The organism is Planosporangium mesophilum (genome assembly GCF_016863255.1).
GTDB classification, from domain to species: Bacteria; Actinomycetota; Actinomycetes; order Mycobacteriales; family Micromonosporaceae; genus Planosporangium; species Planosporangium mesophilum.
On record NZ_BOON01000046.1, the window covers coordinates 1 to 18,244 of the forward strand.

15 protein-coding genes are annotated in these 18,244 nt (G+C 72.2%); 5 read left to right on the forward strand and 10 right to left on the reverse strand.

Features of this window, described 5'->3' with window-relative positions; all coding sequences use genetic code 11:
* Positions 1-517 precede the first annotated feature (517 nt).
* On the reverse strand, positions 518-754 hold the full coding sequence (locus tag Pme01_RS23275) for a hypothetical protein (RefSeq protein ID WP_168116486.1): 237 nt from the start codon (positions 752-754) through the stop codon (positions 518-520).
* Positions 755-923: 169 nt separating this feature from the next.
* Between Pme01_RS23275 and Pme01_RS23280 the strand changes: the two genes are divergently transcribed.
* Positions 924-2,213, forward strand: coding sequence for a sulfite oxidase (locus tag Pme01_RS23280; protein ID WP_168116485.1), 1,290 nt, complete (start codon positions 924-926; stop codon positions 2,211-2,213).
* Positions 2,214-2,216: 3 nt separating this feature from the next.
* Here Pme01_RS23280 and Pme01_RS23285 read toward each other — a convergent pair whose 3' ends face one another.
* Positions 2,217-3,185 (reverse strand): acetylxylan esterase, encoded by a 969-nt coding sequence (locus Pme01_RS23285; protein ID WP_168116484.1) that lies wholly within the window; start codon positions 3,183-3,185, stop codon positions 2,217-2,219.
* A gap of 262 nt (positions 3,186-3,447) precedes the next feature.
* On the opposite strand from Pme01_RS23285, the gene Pme01_RS23290 reads away from it, so the two are divergent.
* On the forward strand, positions 3,448-4,509 hold the full coding sequence (locus tag Pme01_RS23290) for a YihY/virulence factor BrkB family protein (RefSeq protein ID WP_168116483.1): 1,062 nt from the start codon (positions 3,448-3,450) through the stop codon (positions 4,507-4,509).
* A gap of 16 nt (positions 4,510-4,525) precedes the next feature.
* On the opposite strand, the gene Pme01_RS23295 is transcribed toward Pme01_RS23290, so the two are convergent.
* The 4 genes from Pme01_RS23295 to Pme01_RS23310 are packed head-to-tail and all read right to left on the reverse strand — an operon-like array spanning position 4,526 to position 8,022.
* Positions 4,526-5,242: an ABC transporter permease subunit gene (locus tag Pme01_RS23295; RefSeq protein WP_168116482.1), complete on the reverse strand. Its 717-nt coding sequence runs from the start codon at positions 5,240-5,242 to the stop codon at positions 4,526-4,528.
* Positions 5,239-6,204, reverse strand: a complete 966-nt coding sequence (locus Pme01_RS23300) for an ABC transporter ATP-binding protein (RefSeq protein ID WP_168116481.1) — start codon at positions 6,202-6,204, stop codon at positions 5,239-5,241. The genes Pme01_RS23295 and Pme01_RS23300 overlap by 4 nt, the downstream gene beginning before the upstream one ends.
* A complete protein-coding gene (locus tag Pme01_RS23305) occupies positions 6,201-7,049 on the reverse strand; it encodes an ABC transporter permease subunit (protein ID WP_373315514.1) in 849 nt (282 codons plus the stop codon). Before Pme01_RS23305 ends, Pme01_RS23300 begins: the two co-directional genes overlap by 4 nt.
* Before the next feature lie 43 nt (positions 7,050-7,092).
* Positions 7,093-8,022, reverse strand: a complete 930-nt coding sequence (locus Pme01_RS23310; protein WP_239088416.1) for an ABC transporter ATP-binding protein — start codon at positions 8,020-8,022, stop codon at positions 7,093-7,095.
* 142 nt (positions 8,023-8,164) lie between these two features.
* Between Pme01_RS23310 and bluB the strand changes: the two genes are divergently transcribed.
* The 3 genes from bluB to Pme01_RS23325 all read left to right on the forward strand — a co-directional run bounded on the left by bluB (position 8,165) and on the right by Pme01_RS23325 (position 12,476).
* A complete protein-coding gene (bluB, locus tag Pme01_RS23315; protein ID WP_203935821.1) occupies positions 8,165-9,913 on the forward strand; it encodes a 5,6-dimethylbenzimidazole synthase in 1,749 nt (582 codons plus the stop codon).
* Between the two features lie 251 nt (positions 9,914-10,164).
* Positions 10,165-11,646 carry an NCS2 family permease gene (locus Pme01_RS23320; RefSeq protein ID WP_168116479.1) on the forward strand — a complete coding sequence of 494 codons (1,482 nt, stop codon included), beginning with the start codon at positions 10,165-10,167 and terminating at the stop codon, positions 11,644-11,646.
* Positions 11,647-11,813: 167 nt separating this feature from the next.
* Entirely contained in the window at positions 11,814-12,476 is a 663-nt protein-coding gene (locus Pme01_RS23325; RefSeq protein WP_168116478.1) for an esterase/lipase family protein, read from the forward strand.
* 42 nt (positions 12,477-12,518) lie between these two features.
* On the opposite strand, the gene Pme01_RS23330 is transcribed toward Pme01_RS23325, so the two are convergent.
* From Pme01_RS23330 to Pme01_RS23345, 4 genes are all read right to left on the reverse strand, one after another.
* Complete coding sequence (locus Pme01_RS23330; RefSeq protein WP_168116477.1) at positions 12,519-15,308, reverse strand: helix-turn-helix transcriptional regulator; 2,790 nt, start codon at positions 15,306-15,308, stop codon at positions 12,519-12,521.
* A gap of 127 nt (positions 15,309-15,435) precedes the next feature.
* Positions 15,436-16,116, reverse strand: a complete 681-nt coding sequence (locus Pme01_RS23335) for a 4'-phosphopantetheinyl transferase family protein (protein ID WP_308441107.1) — start codon at positions 16,114-16,116, stop codon at positions 15,436-15,438.
* A gap of 48 nt (positions 16,117-16,164) precedes the next feature.
* Positions 16,165-16,926 (reverse strand): 3-oxoacyl-ACP reductase FabG, encoded by a 762-nt coding sequence (fabG, locus tag Pme01_RS23340; RefSeq protein ID WP_168116476.1) that lies wholly within the window; start codon positions 16,924-16,926, stop codon positions 16,165-16,167.
* 29 nt (positions 16,927-16,955) lie between these two features.
* Entirely contained in the window at positions 16,956-18,143 is a 1,188-nt protein-coding gene (locus tag Pme01_RS23345; protein WP_168116475.1) for a thiolase family protein, read from the reverse strand.
* Positions 18,144-18,244 lie beyond the last annotated feature (101 nt).

Below are 18,244 nucleotides of genomic sequence, written 5' to 3' on the forward strand. Positions count from 1 at the left end.
ATCCACGCGTCCAAACTAGACGCCGGGTACGACAGTTCATCGAACGTCTGTGCGACTACTCTCGGCACTAGGGGGAGCGGGGTGATGATTCCGCCGAGGCAGAGGTAGATCATCCCGGTGAGGGACTCGAGTGTGGCCAGTCCGCAACTGGAGCGTTGGTCGACGGCAGTCACGGGGCCGACAACCCACCGCCGGAGGGGCCACCGGATGAGCAACGCGCCTCGCGCGGGGAGAAGCGCGGGAAGAAGGCGGAAGGAGCGCCTACCTTGACGGCCCGGCCGACGCCGCCCTGCTGACCGAACACGGACGACTCCAACGCGCCTGACGGTGCACCGGGACTTCGGTCCACTGCAGTCCGTACCCAGGTGCCCCCCAGGTGGCCCCTTCCGCTAAGTACCAACGATGACGCTCAATGGAGAGCGCGCCAGCGATTAGGAGCGCTCCAAGATCCCGAGGGAAGACACCCGGCCGCGACGCGTCGGACACAGCGCCGCCTGAAATACTCGCGCCGCTGCCGTCAGGACTGGTTGCCGGGGATGTTCTTCCACTCCTCCGGACTCGTACCCGGAGGACGCGGATCCTTGCCCTGGCCGCCGGCGCGGCTGGCGATCGGCCCACGACCGGCCTGGCGGTTCAACGCCTCGATCATCTCCTGCTTGTCCATCTTGTCGACGTTGGGTATGTCGCGCTCTCGTGTTATCCGGGCCACCTCGCCGGTCTTCATCTGCTCCAGGTTCTGCGGCAGCGACATCATGACCGCTTCCAGATCGGGTCCAACCGTGCGGCCTACCTGGCCGAGGTAGTGGCAAACGGATCAGGCCACGCGACAGCAACCTCGACCCCTTGGAAAACGGCGCGAAATCCTATTAAATTGATGGGAGTTACAGATTTCTCGACACGGCCCGTCGGTGAACGGAGCGACCATGGACCGCCACGATCCGCTGGACGAGTTCGACTACGACCGCGCTCGGCTGGCGCGATGGCGGGCCCGGCAGGCGCGCGACACGGTGCTCTCCCGTCGCGACTTCGCCCAATTGGCGGCGCGCGTGACCGCCGCGGCCGCCGGGCTGACGGTCGCGACCACCGGGGTGACCGCCGCCCCGGCCCGGGCCGAGCCTCCAGCCGGGCCGATCCTGAAGCCGCTGCCACCCGAACTGTTCACCGTGTACGGCTCGAACGCGGAGATGCGCTGGGAGTCAATGGCCGACCAGGGCCTTCTCGTACCGGCGGACCGCTTCTTCGTACGCAACCACACCCGAACGCCCGTACTGGACGCCGACACCTGGCGGCTGCGACTGTTCGGTACCGGCCTGCACGGCAGCCCCACCGCCCAGGCCCCGATCGAGTTCAGCTACTCCGACCTGCTCGGTCTCCCCGCCGAGTCGCTCACCGCGTTCATCGAGTGCGCCGGCAACGGTCGGAGCTTCTTCACCGAGCAGCAGCAGGACCAGGTGTCGGGTACCGCCTGGCGGCTGGGCGCGGTCGGCGTCGCCCACTGGCGCGGGGTGCGGCTGGCCACCGTACTGGAGCGGGCCGGGCTGACCCGCAGCGCCGTGGACGTACTGCCCCAGGGCCTCGATCCCGACTTCGTCAGCGGCGGGGTGAACCTCGGCCCGGTCCGCCGACCGCTCCCGGTCGCCAAGGCGCTGCACGACGTGCTGCTGGCGTACGAGATGAACGGCCGGCCACTCCCACCCGACCATGGCTTCCCGGTACGCCTGATCGTGCCCTCCTGGGTGGGCATCTCCTCGATCAAGTGGGTCGGACAGATCGAGGTCTCCGCCACCCCGCTCTTCTCGCCGTGGAACACCCAGTTCTACCGCCTCTTCGGCCCCGAGTACCCGGCCGACGGCGCGCCGGTGATCCGCCAGGTCGTCAAGAGCGCGTTCGAGCTTGCCTGGAACGCGCGCCTGGCGTCGGGTCGGACGCACCTGCTGCGAGGCCGGTCCTGGTCGGGCGACGGCCGGATCCGGCACGTCGAGGTGAGCACCGACGGCGGCACCTCCTGGCGGCTCGCCCGCCCGATCAGCGCCGGAACCGACCGGGCCTGGCAGCGCTGGGAGTTCCCGTGGCGACCGCCCACACCGGGCCCTTACACCCTCCGCGCCCGGGCCACCGACGTCACCGGCGCCACCCAGCCCGCCCGGACGCCGTACAACACCCTCGGGTACCTGTTCGGCGCGGTCGTCGCCCACCCGGTCACGGTGACGTGAGCGCTAACGCAGGTGCCGGGCGAGCCAGCGCAGTTTCGCCACGTCGTGGAACCGCTCGCCGCCCTCGTGCTCGTTGAACGGGTACACCGTGATCTCCTTGCCCGCCCCGTAATGGTTGTAGGCGGCGAACACGGTCGACGGCGGGCAGATCGGGTCCATCAACGCGACCGAGAACAGCGCCGGCGCCGTCGCGCGGCGGCCGAGGATGGCGCCGTCGAAGTAGGCGAGCGTGTCGTACACCCGGTCGATGTGGTCGCGGTGCGACTTGAGGTACCGGGCGATCTCACCGTACGGGTTGGAGTCGACGAGCGTCGTCGCGCGCGGGAAGTCGCACAGGAACGGCACGTCGGGCGCGACCGCGACCAGGTCGTCGACCAGCCCGGCGACCGCGATCGAGATGCCGCCACCCTGGCTGGAGCCGGTGACCGCGACGCGGGAGCCGTCGACCTCGGGGTGGGAGCGCACCGCGTCAACCGCCCGTACCCCGTCGGTGAAGACCCGGCGGTAGTAGTACTCGCTCGGGTCGAGCACGCCCCGGGTCATGAAGCCGGGCTGCTGCGGCGCGCCGCCGGCGCCGGCGTCAGGCGTGTCGCCGGTGCTCCACCCCGAGCCCTGGCCCCGGGTGTCCATCACGAAGTGGGCGTACCCGGCGGCGGCGAACAGGGTGCGCTCGTGCGGAAGGCCACGCCCTCCCCCGTACCCGACGTACTCCACGACGGCCGGCAGCCGCCCCGACCGGTGCGCCGGAAGGTGCAGCCAGCCCCGGATCTCGTGGCCACCGAAGCCGGCGTACCGGACGTCGAAGGTCTCGATGACGGTCAGAGCGTTGTCGACCCGGTCGAACGTGGCGGCGACGTCGTGCGCCCGGGCGTCGGCGAGGGTGTCCGACCAGAACGCGTCGAGGTCGTCCGGGCTCGTGAGATCGGGCCGGTACTCACGCAACCGCTCCAGGGGCAGGTCGAACTGTGCCAAGGAAACCCCTTACCGAGACCGACTCATGATCAGCGAGAGTTTACGGTGCCATGACGCCGCACAGCCATCGATGAGGACCAAATGAATCGCGATGGCGTCGCGGGTAGGGTTCCACGTCGGCCGGGCGGTTCACCCGCCGCCACCTGGGAAGCACCCAGCGTAGGACGACGTACCGACGAACGGCGGGGCGCTCCACCCGCGCAACGGCCCGGCCGCCGTGATCAAACAGGGCAAGATCGACCAGGGCAAAAGAGAGCACGTCATGACCGGCAAGAAGCCCCACCGACCCACGACGGACAACCGGCACCGCACCCCGCGACCCCGCGGTGAGTCACAGCCACCCGGCGGTACGGGCGAGGAAGGGCTGCCCGAGCGGCCGACCGCCCAGCAGGGGCCGCGCGAACCCACCGAACTGCCCAAGCAGTCGTGGTGGGCGACGCTCAAACGCACCGTGAAGGAGTTCCAGAACGACAACCTCTCCGACTGGGCCGCCGCCCTGACGTACTACGGCATCCTGTCGATGTTCCCCGGGATGCTGCTGCTCATCTCCGCGCTGCGCCTGACCGGCCCGCACACCACGCAGGCGGTGATCAACAACCTCAGTGCGATGGCCCCCGGGGCGGTACGCCAACTGATCATCAAGGCAACGACGGATCTCCAGCGTGGGCAGCAGGGCACCGCGGGCGTGTTCGCGATCGTCGGCCTGGCCGGTGCGCTCTGGTCGGCGTCGGGGTACATCGGGGCGTTCATGCGCGCCAGCAACGCGATCTACGATGTGCCGGAGGGCCGCCCGGCGTGGAAGAAGCTGCCCATCCGCGTCGGCGTCACCCTGCTCGTCGTCGTCCTCCTGTTCGTGATCGCGCTGTCCGTGGTCTTCACCGGCGGCTTCGCCGCTCAGCTGGGAAGGCTGATCGGGCTCGGCACCGGCGTGGTCCGGGTGTGGGACATCGTCAAGTGGCCGGTCATGGTGATCATGGTCAGCTTCGTGTTCGCCCTTCTGTACTGGGCCTCACCCAACGCGCGCCCCGGCGGGTTCCGCTGGGTCAGCCCCGGTGGCCTGCTGGCCGTCCTCGTCTGGCTCATCGCCTCCGGCGGTTTCGCCATCTACGTGGCCAACTTCGCCTCGTACAACAAGATCTACGGCAGTCTCGCCGGGATCATCATCTTCCTGGTCTGGTTGTGGATCTCCAATATCGCGATCCTGCTCGGCGCCGAGTTCGACGCCGAGCTTCAACGCACTCGCGCCATCAGGGCCGGCCATCCGCCCGAGAAGGAGCCGTACGTCGAACTGCGCGACACCCGCAAGATCAAAGACCAGGAGTAACGGGCCCGCATCGCCGTCAACTCGTCTCGCCCGCCACGGTGAACGAGCGCAGCCGGTCGATCGCGAGCAGCGTACCGCCGACGGTGAAGAGCACCGCCATCGTCACCGAGACCGGCACCGAGACCCGACCGATGAGCAGGTCGGTGTCGCCCACCCGGGCCGCGACCGCGGACGCGTACTGCTGGATCGCCAGGATCCGGGTACCGCCCAGCAGGTTGCCGAGCAGGCCCTCCCAGATCAGAACGTAGAGCAGTCCTACCAGGACCGGCCGCCGGGTGACGAGGCTGAGCGCGAGGAACAGTGCCGAGTACGCGAACGCACCGACGGCACAGCCGGCGGCGAGGCCCGCCCCCAGCCGCGCCGAGCCGGCGACCAGCCCGGCGACGAACATCGGCACCCCCACGGTCACCGCGGTCACGACGACGGCGACCGCCAGCTTGGTCAGGATGATGTCGCGGCGGGGCAGCGGCTTGGCCAGGACGTGTACCAGGGTCCCGTCGTCGATCTCGGAACCGAGGACGCCGGTACCCACGATGAGCGCGATCACCGGCAGGACGGCCCCGAACCCGAGCCCGACCAGTACCGGGTTGGCCCAGTCCGCGGGCCGCGCGCCGAACCCGTCGGCGAGCAGCGCCAGCCCGATCAGCAGCACCGGCAGGGGCAGCAGGAGCAGGAAGCGTCGACGTCCGAAGAGGCCACGGATCGTGATCCGTGCGACGGTTATATTGATCATGACTCCACCAGGTAGGAGAAGACGCTTTCCAGGGACTCGTCGGCGGGCAGCAGGCGGTGCAGCCGGATGCCGGACCGACGGACGATCATGGGCAGGGCCCGGGTGAAGGCGCCGTAGTCACCGGCGCGCACCGTCAGCCCGCCTCCGTCCAGCTCCACCCCGGTCACCGACGGCTGGCCCATCAGCGCGACGGCGAGGGCGCGGTCGTCGCTGGACGACACCGTGAACACGTGCGGGCGGCCCGTCATCAGCCGCCGGATGTGGCGATAGTCGCCGGAGGCGGCCAGCCGGCCCGCCACGATGACCTGGACGGTACCGGAGACCTGCTCCACCTCTTCGAGGATGTGCGAGCTGAACAGGATCGTCCGGCCGGCAGCTCCCATGACGTGCAGCAGGTCCATCATGTGCAGACGCTGACGCGGGTCCATGCCGTTGAACGGCTCGTCCAGCAGCAGCACCTGCGGATCATGTACGAGGGCCGCGGCGACCCGGGTGCGCTGGCGCATGCCCTTGGAGTACGTGGCGATCCGGCGGTGCTGGGCGTCGGCCATCTCGACCAGGCCGATCGCCCGCCGCGCCGCCGCCTCGGGCTGCGGCAGCCGGTGCAGCTTGGCGCTCGCCAGGACGAACTCCCAGCCGGTGAGGAAGCTGTGCACCGCCTCCCGCTCGCTGACCAGCCCGAGGTGCCGGTACACCGACGGGTTCCGCCAGGCCGGAGCGTCACCGACGAGCACCTCGCCGCGCGACGGCGCGAGGAACCCGGCCATCATGTGCAGCAGCGTCGTCTTGCCGGCACCGTTCGGACCGAGCAGCCCGGTCACCCCGGCGTTCAGGGTCATCGTCACGTCGTTGACCGCGACCACGTTGCCGTACCAGCGGGAGACGCCGCGCAGCTCGACCGATGCCTGCGCACGCGGCGGAGCGGCCGGGGGCGTCGCGCTTACCGTGCTCGCGGTACTCATCGGGCCACCCTCCGGTATCGGACCAGTAGGAGCAGGACACAGGCCGCGACCAACCCGGCGACCGCCAGGCCGTACACCGGCCCGTACGGCCCCACGTCGCTGCCTGACACGTCGAACAGCCAGCCGCCCACGCCCTGCACCAGCGTGGTGGGGCTGGCCAGGAAGGCGAGCTGCTGCGCGGCCTGACCGCCGGACACGCCGATCACCCCGACGATCGGCGTGGTCACCAGGAAGACCGCGACGACCAGCGCGGCGGCGACGGCGCGCCGCCCGGCGAACGACGCCACCAGCAGTGCCAACGACGAGTACACGGCGGCGTAGATCACCGACTGGACCAGCCCCGGGAGCAGGTCGAGGAACTCGTCCCGGACCGCCCCCGGGCCGTGTACCGAGAACGCTCCGCCGACGAACATGAGCGTCAGCGGGCCGGCGAGCATCAGCCACACCGCGCTGACCAGCGCCGCGAGCTTGGCGAGCGGATAGTCGGCGCGGCGCAGCGGCCGGGAGAAGTACAGCGGCAGGACGCCGCCGCGCAGGTCGCGCGAGACCAGTTCGGGCGCGGCCGTCGCGCAGAACAGGGTCGTCAGGACGGCCACCGCGCCGGGGAAGTCGGCGTAGCTCAGCACCGGCCTCCCGGTCTGCGCGCGGACGGCCGTGAGAACCGTGGCGACGACGGCGACGATGCCCACCGCCACCCACGGGAAGATCTTCGCCTTCGCGCTGCGCCCCAGCCCGAACACGGTACGCAGGCCGTGCAGGTACAGCGAGCGGGTCACGTACCCGCGCCCCAGCCGCGGGCCGGTGTAGCGCTGGTACCCGATGTCGTGAATGACTCCGCTGGACATGACACCCTCAGACAACCTGGCACCCTCAGACAACCTGGCACCCTCAGACATTGGCGGCCTCCCGGAACAGGTCGGCGACCCGGTGCCGGCGCTGGTCCAGCCGGTGCAGCGGCAACTCCAGGTCGGCGATCGCGTCGAGCACGATGTCGTACATCGCGTCCCCGGCGATCGGCAACACCAAGCCGCGCCCCTCAATCCGAGGGCAGAAGCCGAGCGAAGCGAGGCGGGCCGCGAGCTCCTGCGTACCCTCGCCTACCTCCACGGCGAGCACGTCGGTCGTGGTGGTCATGGCCGAGATCCGGTCGGAGCGCAGCAGCTTGCCACCGTCGATCGCGACCAGCGAGTCGCAGATCCGCTCCACCTCGCCGAGCAGGTGCGAGCAGACGACGACGGAGATGCCGAACTCGGTACCGATGCGGTGCACCAGCGCCAGCATGGCGTCCCGGCCGGCGGGGTCGAGGCCGTTGGTCGGCTCGTCCAGCAGGAGCAGGTCAGGATCGTGTACGAGCGCCTGAGCCAGCTTGACCCGCTGCTTCATACCGGTCGAGTAGCCGCCGATCTGCCGGTACCGCTCCTCGTAGAGGCCGACGTGGCGCAGCGCCTCCGACGCGCGCTCCCGTGCGGTCGCGCGCGGCAGGCCGCTCATGCGGGCCATGTGCGTGACGAACTCCGCCGCGACGAGATCCGGCGGCAGGCAGTCGTGCTCGGGCATGTAGCCCACCCGGCCGCGTACCCGCTCGCCGTCGGCCACCGGGTCGAGGCCGAGCACCCGGACCTGACCGCTCGTCGGCGGCAGCAGACCCAACAGAATTTTGATCAAAGTGGACTTGCCGGCGCCGTTGGCACCGACCAGCCCCACGATGCCCGGCTCGACGTCCACGGTCAGTGCGGACAGGGCCGTGACACCGTTGGGGTACCGCTTCGTGAGTGCCTCGGTAGCGATGAGCTCCGTGGCGATTGACTCCCTTGCGATCTGGGTCACAGGGTCACGTTACGAACTCCGGCGCGGTACCGGCATCCGGAGCTACCCGGACCGGCCCCTGAGCCGACCTCGGGGTCGCCCTCCGCCTCGGCGCCCACGGCCGTCGGCCGCGGCCACGATCGGTTCGCATAGGGTGAGCGCCGTGATGTGGCAGCGTCCGGTACCGCTGGTCGGCGATGTGAGCGCGGCGTCGCAGCGCGCCGCCGACCCGCAGGGGTGGGCGTTCCCGCCGGAGCAGCGTGAGGCGCTGTACGCGGTGATGGACGCCCGCCGGGACGTGCGCCGGTTCCGCCCGGATCCGGTACCCGCCGAGGTGCTCGAGCGGGTGCTGACGGCGGCGCACCGCGCCCCGTCGGTCGGGCACAGCCAGCCGTGGCGGTTCGTGGTGGTCCGCGACGCAGCCGCGCGGGAGCGGGCGGCGCTGATGGCCGATCGCGAGCGGTTGCGGCAGGCCGCGAAGCTGGCGCCGGACGCCGCCCGCAGGCTGCTGGACCTGCAGCTGGAGGGGATCCGGGAGGCGCCGTACGGCGTGGTGGTCTGCTGCGACCGGCGTACCGCGGCCGCGGGCGTCCTGGGCCGGGCCACCTTCCCCGACGCCGACCTGTGGAGCTGCGCCTGCGCGATCCAGAACCTCTGGCTGGCCGCCCGCGCCGAGGGGCTCGGCCTCGGCTGGGTGACCCTGTTCGATCCGGCGGAGCTGGCGGAGCTGCTCGGCCTGCCCGACGGCGTGGTCACCCTCGGCTGGCTCTGCCTGGGCTGGCCGGACGAGCGCCCGCCCGAGCCGGGGTTGCAGCGGGCCGGCTGGTCGCGCCGGCTGCCCCTGTCCGAGGTGGTCGTGGAGGATCGGTGGCCGGCGGCCGAGGCGCCATCCGCGCCGGTGTCGCACCTTCGCGCACCCGACCAGGCTGCCGTGGTCACCGCCCGGGACGCGGCCGACCGGCTACTCACCCCGCCGTCGTCGCTGGGCGTACTGGACCGGACCGTCGACAAGGTGGTGGCGCTGGGCCACCGTGAGCTGGCGCCGGGCACCCTCGTCCTGGCCGCCGCCGACCACCCGGTCGCCGGGCTGGGCGTCTCCGCGTACCCGACCGAGGTCACCCGGGAGATCCTGGCGGCCGCCGCGGCCGGCGAGGCGATGGGTGCCACCGCCGCCCGCGCCGCCGGGCTGGCGCTCGAGCTCGTCGACGCCGGGGTGTCCGGGCCGTCGGTCGCCGGCGTCACCCGGCTGACCTGTCAGGATCCGCGCGGCGATCTCGCCGGCGCGGACGCGATGTCGGTCCGCGACACCGAGTACCTGATGGCGGCCGGCCGGGAGCTGGGCGGAAACCTAGGCGTGCGGGGCCCGGTGGCGCTCGGCGAGGTCGGCGTCGCCAACACCACGGTCGCGGCCGCGCTGGCCGCCGCCCTGCTCGAGGTGGAGCCCCACGCCGTGGTGGGGCTGGGGGCAGGCGCGGACAGCGCCATCCTGGAGCGCAAGCGCGCGGTGGTGGACGAGGCGCTGCGGCGAGCCCGGCGCACCCACGGCGGTACGCTCCGCGACCCCATGGTCGCCCTGGCCGCGCTCGGCGGCCCGGAGGTCGCGGTCCTGGCCGGCGTGGTCCTCGGCGCCGCGGCCGCCCGGTCGGTGGTGGTCCTCGACGGCCTGGTCACCTCACTGGCCGCGCTCGTCGCGGTGGAGATCGAGCCAGCCGTCGCCGCGTGCCTGGTCGCCGGGCAGCGTAGCCGGGAACGCGCCCACGAGCTGGTGCTCACCCAGCTCGGCTGCGAACCCCTGCTCGATCTGCGGATCCGCGCCGGCGAGGGGGTCGGCGCCTGCCTGGCCACCACGGTCCTGCGTCAGGCGCTGGCGATCCGTGCCACGACGGCCCGCGTTAACTACTAGGCAACCTGCCAGTTACCAAGATCACCGTCGATCATGGCCGTCAGGCCAGGTCAGCTGGGCGTTCCCCGCCGGTAAGGTGGTGGCGTGCACCGCCGCCCTCGACCAGGGCGGCTTCGCATGTGTCGCCCGCAATCGCCGGCGGCACGGGCCGTTCCGACGTTCTCCGGGCAAACCGCATCGGTACGGCTGACCCCCCACCCGCCCGACCGGCCAGGACCGGCGGGCCAACCCGGAACGGAGAAGGCCACGCCATGAGCGTGACTACCCAGGATTCCTCGTCCCCCGCCGAAACCGGCAAGCCCGCCGGGAGCAGAACCGCGCTGGACCGCTTCTTCGAGATCACCCAGCGCGGCTCGACCGTCAAGCGCGAGGTCATCGGTGGACTGACCACCTTCGCCACGATGGCCTACATCGTCGTCCTCAACCCGTTGATCATCGGCACCGCGCCGGACAAGAACGGCGACCTGCTCGGCATCGCCCCGGTCGCCGGCGTCACCGCGCTGCTCGCCGCCATCATGACCATCCTGATGGGCGTCATCGGCCGGGTGCCGTTCGCCATCGCCACCGGGCTCGGCCTCAACGCCATCGTCGCCTTCGGCGTCGCGTCGAAGATGAGCTGGGCGGAGGCGATGGGCCTCGTCGTGATCGAGGGCCTGATCATCACCGCGCTGGTGCTCACCGGGTTCCGGACGGCCGTGTTCCGGGCGATCCCGAAGGAGCTCAAGGCGGCCATCGCCGCCGGTATCGGCCTGTTCATCGCCCTGATCGGCTTCGTCGACGGCGGCCTCGTGCGCCGGACCCAGTCCGGGCCACCCGTCCAGCTCGGCAGCGACGGTACCCTCCACGGCTGGCCGACGGCCGTCTTCATCTTCGGCCTGCTGCTGACCGGGATCCTGGTCGCCCGCAAGGTCCGGGGCGGCATCCTGATCGGCATCGTCGCGTCCACCGTCCTCGCGGTGATCGTCGACAAGATCGCGAAGCCGGGGCCGGGGCTGGTCGACGGCAAGCCCAACCCCACCGGCTGGCAGCTCAACGTGCCGACGCTGCCGGACCCGCTGCTCAAGGCGCCCGACCTGCACCTGGTCGGCAACGTGTCGTTCACGGCGTTCGCGCACGTCGGGGTGGTCACCGCCCTGCTGCTGGTCTTCACGCTCGTGCTCACCGACTTCTTCGACGTCATGGGTACGACCGTCGGCCTGGCCAAGCAGGCCGGGCTGACCACGACGGACGGCAACGACATGCCCCGGCTGGGCCGGGTGCTGTTCGTCGACGGTCTCGCCGCGGTGGGCGGCGGCGTCACCAGCGCGTCCTCGGCGACCACGTACGTGGAGTCCTCGTCCGGCATCGGGGACGGCGCCCGTACCGGTCTGGCCAGCGTCGTCACCGGCGTGATGTTCCTCGGCGCGCTGCTGCTGACCCCGCTGGTGTCGCTGGTGCCGAGCGAGGCGGCCGGTCCGGCGCTGGTCATCGTGGGCACGATGATGATCGCCCAGGTGCGCGACATCGACTGGACCGATCTCGGGGTCGCGATCCCCGCGTTCCTGACCATGGTCCTGATGCCGTTCACGTACTCGATCACGGACGGCATCGGCGCCGGCTTCATCAGCTGGGTCGTGATCCGGACCATGCAGGGCAAGGCCCGGCAGATCCACCCGCTGATGTGGGGCGTCTCGCTGGCGTTCCTGGTCTACTTCGGCATCAACCTGGTGAAGACGGTCACCGGGGCCGCCTGACCCGCACCATCCCGGCCTGCGCCGCTGTCGTCACCCGTGACGGCAGCGGCGCAGTCGTATTCAACCCGCGTCCGGACCCTCGCCGGTACCCGGACCGGTCATTGCACCGATACCCCGGGACCTGCTCCGAGTCGACACTTCGAGCCAACTCTCATAGAGGAGGCTCGATGCGTCGACTCATTGGCATGGTAGCCGCCGCCCTGGTGCTCGCCGTTATCTCCCCGGCAGGCGTCGCCCACGCGGCGACACGGACCCCGGTCGTGTTCGTACACGGCTTCGGCGGTGGCGCGTGGAACTGGACCACCGCCGCGGACGTCTTCCGCGCGGCCGGCTACACCGACAACGACCTGTACGCCTACGAGTACAACTCCTACGGCGACAACGTCGCCAACGCCCGGGGTCTGGCCACCTACGTGAACCAGGTCCGCAGCCGCACCGGCGCGGCCAAGGTCGACATCGTCAACCACTCCATGGGCGGCATGGTCAGCCTGTGGTACGTCAAGCAGCTCGGCGGCACCGCGTACGTCCGGCGCCTGGCCTCGCTGGCCGGCGCCAACCACGGCACCACCTGGGCCGGCGCCTGCATCGCCTTCACGACGTGCCAGCAGATGTACCCGGGGTCGTCGTTCCTCCAGACCCTGGCCAGCGGTGACGAGACGCCCGGCAGCGTCCGGTACGCCACCTGGTACTCGCCCTGCGACGGCATCATCATCCCGTACACCAGCACGGTGCTGGGCGGCGCGACCAACAACTACGTCGCCTGTGAGGACCACCTCGGGTTCCTGAGCAACACGACGATCCTGTCCCAGGTACGCGGCTTCATGGCCTGACCCGCCCCGCTACGCTGACCGGCCGGTGACATCACCGGCCGGTCACGACATGAGCCGGGTCAGCTCCACCCGCGACCGGACGCCGAGCTTGGTGAAGATGTTGCGCAGGTGGTAGTCGACGGTCCGCCGGCTGAGGAACAGGTGCGCGGCGACCTCCCGGTTGGTGGCGCCGTCCGCCACCAACCGGGCGATCTGCTGCTGCTGCGGGGTCAGGGACTCCGCCACCCGTACCGGCTTGGGCTCGACGTGGTGACCGGCCGCCCGCAGCTCGGCGCTGGCGTGGCCGGCCCACGGCCGGGCATCGAACCGCTCGAACGTCTCCAGGGCGCTGCGCAGGTGCTCGCGCGCGGCTCCCGGCCGCCGGCGGCGACGCAGCCACTGGCCGTACAGCAGCTCGGTACGGGCCCGGTCGAAGTCGGAGTCGCCCACCGCGTGCTGCCGCAGCGCCTCCCGGAAGTACTCGTCGGCCTCGCCGTCGGTACCGGCGACCAACGCCCGGCACCGGGCGGAGAGCGCGAGCCAGCCGGGATTGCCGGTCTGCTCCATCCACGGCCCGTACGCGGTCAGCACCTCGACCGCGACCTCGCGGTCACCGGAGTGCGCGGCGGCCTCGACCAGGTGCGGCGTGGCGGCGACCTTGACGATGACGTGGCCGTGCCCGGGCTGGCCCCGCATCACCGAGCGCAGCCGGGCCACGGCGTCCGCGGCCCGCCCCTCGACCAGGTCCAGGGCGGCCAGCGCCCACTCGCTGGTGGCCCGGGGCCGGCTGGCGCCCTGCGCCGCGGCCCGGGTTCGCGCCTCGCGTACCCGGAGCACGCACGTCTGCCGGTCGCCCATCACGGCGGCGAGCACCGCGAGGGTGGCCAGGTCGTTGCTCACCAGGTTCTCCTGGCCGCTGCGGCGCGCCAGCAGCACGCCCTCGTGGTAGGAGGCCATGGCCGCGTCGTACCGGCCGCGGGCGAAGTCGGCCATGGCCATGAGCTGCATGGCGTGCGGAACCGCCGCCGCGTCGCCGTTGGTCCGCGCCACCTCGGCCAGCCTGCGGCCGAGACGGTGGGCCTGGGTACCGTCGCCGAGCAGGAAGGCCGCCAGGCTCGCCTGCCCCAGCGCGTCCGGGTCCTCGAGCGTCTGGGCGAGTTCGACGACTCGGCGCAGCGGCGCGGCCGCAGCGTCGTAGTCGGCCCGGAACATCGCCGACAGGCCGGCCATCTGTTCGAGCATCAACTCGACGTGGGGCGGCTCCTCGTCGCGGCGCAGCGCCAGCGCCTGCCGGGCCACGGCGGGGTACCGGTCGTAATCGCCGGACAGGCACAGCGCCTCGCCGGCCCGTACCAGCGCGGCGATGGCCAGGTGCCGGTCGTGCGCGACCAGCTCGCCGGCGGCGGTGAGCAGCGACCGCTGGGCGTCGGCGGCCGCGCCGGTCTTCAGTTCGATCTCCCCCCGCAGCAGCCGCGACCGGGCGAGCACGTACGCGCCAGCGGCGCCGGCCCGCGCCCGGCGCAGCAGGATCCGGGCCCGGTACGGCTCGCCGGCCAGCCAGGCGTACCGGGCCGCGGCGACCAGCCGCGTCCCCCGGCGGTCGGCGTCGCCGGACAGCTGCGCCGCCCGCTCCAGGGCGAGCGACGCGGTACCCCGGCGCCCGCCGTGCCGGGCCGCCGCGCGCTCGAGGTCGGCGGCGAGCTGGTCGTCCGGCCCGTACCGGGCCGCCGCCCGGTGCAGGTGGTGGCGCAGCGCCCGGGTGGCCGGGTCGAGCGTCCGGGCCAGCAGCAGATGCGCGGCGCGGCGCCGGGCCAGCGGCGCGTCGTGGTACATCACCGAGCGCATCAGCGGCTGCCGGTACTCCACGATGGAGCCGATGACGTCGACCAGGCCGGCGGCCTCGGCCGGTTCCAGCGCGGACAGGTCGGTACCGGACGCGGCGGCGGCGCGGACCAGCTCGCCGACGCCGAGGCCGTCCCCGGCGAGTTCACCGTCGGCGGCGAACCCGCCGCCGGCAAGCTCGCCGTCGGCGGCGATGAGCAGCAGCAGCCACCGGGTGGGGTCCGGCATCCGGGCCAGCCGGGCCTGGTAGGCGCGGCGCAGCGCACTCTCCGGCGGCAGGCCGGTCGGCGGCGGCGCGTCGCCCGACCGCTGCTCCGGCGACAGGCAGCCGGCCAGGTCCAGCAGCGCGCGCGGATTGCCCCGCGCGACCGTGACCAGCGCGCCGGCCACGTCGTCGGCGGGTACCCGGTCCTCGATCAGCGTGCGGGCGGTGGTGTCGTCGAGGGGGGCGAGCCGGTAGGCGGGCACCCCGGGCAGCGCGGGAACGGCAGCGCCGTCACGACCGCCGGAGAAGTCACAGCCGGCCAGGATCAACCCGACCCGTTCGCCGGCCAGCCGGCGGGCCACGAACCCCAGGACGTCGAGGGTCTCGCGGTCCAGCCAGTGCGCGTCGTCCACACAGCACAGCAGCGGGCGGGGACCGGACGCCGCGCGGATCGACCGGAGCGTTCCGGCCGACAGGTCGAACCGCTCGTCGTTGCGGCAGCCCGCCTCGATCGCCCGGATCAGCCGCGCCGGCTCGTCCCGGGCCGGCCCGTCCAGGTGGTGCAGCAGCAGGTGGAGCAGGCGGTGGAGGCCGGCGAGGGGCAGCCTCGCCTCGCTGGCGCTGCCATCCAGGGTGACGACGTCGAACCCGGCAGCGATGGAGGTCGCCTCTGCGGCGGCGTGACGCAGCAGGGCGCTCTTGCCGATTCCCGGCTCCCCGTGCAGCAGCAGCGCGCCACCCGTACCGGTGGCCGCGCCGGTGAGCAGCGCGCGGATCGCGCGACGCTCGGTCGCACGGTCCAACACGACAGCCCGTTGTTCCGAAGAACCGGCAATCATGTTCCTCAGTGTTACGCGTCGGTAACAAGTTCGGAAGAGGATGTTCACGACGCGTACGCGTGACGTTACGGAAGCGGCCGCTGCCCGCCCGCGATCAGGGGGCGGGGACGGTTACGGCGGTCAGGATGATGCCGTCGCGTACCAGCCAGCGGCCGGCGAACGCGGGCAGCGGGCCGCCGACCAGCAGCCGGGCGGCGAAGGTCCCCGCGTCGGCGTCCACGGTCACCGCCACCTCGTCAAAGCCGAGCCAGCGCCCGGCCAGCGGGTACCACGCCTTGTACACGGACTCCTTGGCGCAGAACAGCAACCGGTCCCAGCACACCGCCGGGTGGCGGGCCGCCAGCCCCGCCAGCCGGGCGCGCTCCTCGTCCAGGGAGACCAGGTCCAGCACCCCGTCGGGCAGGGGCTCGTCGGGCTCCGCGTCGACACCGAGGGACCGTACGTGGGCGGCGCGGGCGACGGCGGCCGCCCGGTAGCCATCGCAGTGCGTCATGCTGCCCACCACCCCGGCCGGCCAGCCGGGCGCGCCGCGGGTGCCGGGCAGGATCGGCGCCGGCGGCACCCCGAGGCGCGCCAGCGCCGTTCGCGCACACGCCCGTACCGTCGCGAACTCCCGCCGGCGCCTGTCCACCGCACGCGCGATCACCGCCCGCTCCTCCGGGTACAGAACGTCCTCGCCGGTGTCCACGAAGGACTCGACCGCGACGACCTGCGGCGGTAACACGTCCGCGATCAGTGGGCGGCTCGACGCCTCGGATCCGGTTCGCGACGGCACCGGCCCAGGCTACGGGCCGGCACCGTCCACTCGCGAGACGGCGATCAGCTAGCGGGCGCCGCCGTTGACGTACAGGGTCTGCCCGCTGACGTAGGACGCCTCGTCGCTGGCCAGGAAGGCGATCACCGCGGCGACCTCCTCGGGCTGGCCGACCCGGCCCAGCGGGGTGCGCTGCGAGGCGAGCTCCTGGTGCTCCTCGGGCGTCGCGCCGACCCGGGTGGCCGTCGCCGCGGTCATCGCGGTGGCGATGTAGCCCGGCGCGACCGCGTTGACGTTGATGTTGAACGGGCCGAGTTCGATGGCGAGGGTGGCGGTCAGGCCCTGGACGCCGGCCTTGGCGGCGGCGTAGTTGGCCTGGCCCCGGTTGCCGAGCGCGGAGCGGCTGCTCAGGCTGACGATCTTGCCGTACTTCGCCTTCACCATGTGCTTCTGCGCCGCCTGGACGCAGTAGAACATGCTGGTCAGGTTGACCGTCAGGACGGCGTTCCAGTCGGCGGCCGACATCTTGAAGAGCAGGTTGTCACGGGTGATGCCGGCGTTGTTGACCAGGATGTCGAGCTTGCCGAAGCGGCCGACCACCTCGCCGGTCATCGCCTCGACCGCCGCCTGGTCGGCCACGTCGCAGCCGAAGGCCGCGGCGGTACCGCCCTTGCCGGTGATCTCGTCGACGACGGCCTGCGCGGCCTCGGCGGACAGGTCCACGACCGCGACACTCGCGCCCTCGGACGCCAGCAGCCGGGCGGTGGCGGCTCCGATGCCCTGCGCGGCCCCGGTGACGATGGCGACGCGACCGGCGAATCTGCTGCTCATGTCTCTCCTTGAGTGGTGGGTGGGTACGGTCAGTCGCGTTCGACGAGGACAGCGGTGCCCTGTCCGACGCCGACACACATGGTGGCCAGCCCGCGGCGGCCGCCGGTACGGCGCATCCGGTGCAGCAGGGTGGTGAGGATGCGGGCGCCGGAGCAGCCGAGTGGGTGGCCCAGGGCGATCGCACCGCCGTCGGGGTTGACGATCTCCGGGTCGATGCCCAGCTCGTCCACGACCGCGATGGCCTGGGCGGCGAATGCCTCGTTGAGCTCAGCCTCGGCCACGTCGGCGAGCTTCCAACCGGTACGGTCGAGCACCTTGCGGGTGGCCGGGACCGGGCCGATGCCCATCACGTCCGGGTGCACCCCGGCGCTGGCGCCGGCCACGTACCGGCCCAGCGGCTCCAGGCCCAGCTCCCGCAGGACCTCCTCGCTGACCAGTACCAGCCCGGCGGCGCCGTCGTTCATCGGCGAGGAGTTGCCGGCGGTGACGGTACCGCCGGAGCGGAACACCGGCTTCAGCCCGGCCAGCTTCTCCAGGGAGGTGTCGGCGCGGATGCCCTCGTCGGTGGTGACGGTGCCGCCGTCCGGGAGGGTCACCGGCAGGAGCTCGTCGGCGAACCAGCCGGCATCGCGGGCCGCGGCGGCGCGCTGGTGGCTGCGCAGGGCGAACTCGTCCTGCCGCTCCCGGCTGACGCCGTACCGCTGGGCCACCTCCTCCGCGGTCTCCCCCATCGCCAGTACGCCGTGCAGGTCGCGCATGCGCGGGTTGACCAGCCGCCAGCCGAGCCGGGTGTCGGCCAGCTCCATCTTGTGCGGCAGCCGGTCGTCGGGCCGGGGCATCACGAACGGGGCCCGGCTCATCGACTCGGAGCCGCCCGCGACCACGATGTCGGCGTCGCCCGCGGCGACCGCCCGGGCGGCGCTGGTGACCGCCTCCAGCCCGGAGGCGCACAGCCGGTTGACGGTGGCGCCGGGGACGCTGTCGGGCAGGCCGGCGAGCAGGACGGCCATCCGCGCGACGTTGCGGTTGTCCTCGCCGGCCTGGTTGGCCGCGCCCCAGTACACGTCGTCGATGCGGGCCGGGTCCAGATCGGGCACGTCGGCGAGCAGGCCGCGGACCACCTCGGCGGCGAGGTCGTCCGGGCGTACGGTCGACAGGGCGCCGCGCAGCCGGCCGATCGGGGTGCGGCGGGCGGCGACGAAATAGACGGGACGCATGACGCTCCTTTAAGTGGTCAGGCGTGAACTGCCGGACTATCCGTCCGAAACTAGCAGTGCTAGTTTCACCGGAGCGAATCCGGTCAGCCATCCGAGCCGAG

Coding starts and splice junctions, on each gene's coding strand:
- Pme01_RS23320 (WP_168116479.1), top strand. CDS start 10,165: ATGAGCGTGACTACCCAGGATTCCTCGTCCCCCGCCGAAACCGGCAAG.
- Pme01_RS23295 (WP_168116482.1), bottom strand. CDS start 5,242: ATGATCAATATAACCGTCGCACGGATCACGATCCGTGGCCTCTTCGGA.
- fabG (WP_168116476.1), bottom strand. CDS start 16,926: ATGAGCAGCAGATTCGCCGGTCGCGTCGCCATCGTCACCGGGGCCGCG.
- Pme01_RS23300 (WP_168116481.1), bottom strand. CDS start 6,204: ATGAGTACCGCGAGCACGGTAAGCGCGACGCCCCCGGCCGCTCCGCCG.
- Pme01_RS23280 (WP_168116485.1), top strand. CDS start 924: ATGGACCGCCACGATCCGCTGGACGAGTTCGACTACGACCGCGCTCGG.
- Pme01_RS23275 (WP_168116486.1), bottom strand. CDS start 754: ATGATGTCGCTGCCGCAGAACCTGGAGCAGATGAAGACCGGCGAGGTG.
- Pme01_RS23325 (WP_168116478.1), top strand. CDS start 11,814: ATGCGTCGACTCATTGGCATGGTAGCCGCCGCCCTGGTGCTCGCCGTT.
- Pme01_RS23290 (WP_168116483.1), top strand. CDS start 3,448: ATGACCGGCAAGAAGCCCCACCGACCCACGACGGACAACCGGCACCGC.
- Pme01_RS23345 (WP_168116475.1), bottom strand. CDS start 18,143: ATGCGTCCCGTCTATTTCGTCGCCGCCCGCCGCACCCCGATCGGCCGG.
- Pme01_RS23305 (WP_373315514.1), bottom strand. CDS start 7,049: ATGTCCAGCGGAGTCATTCACGACATCGGGTACCAGCGCTACACCGGC.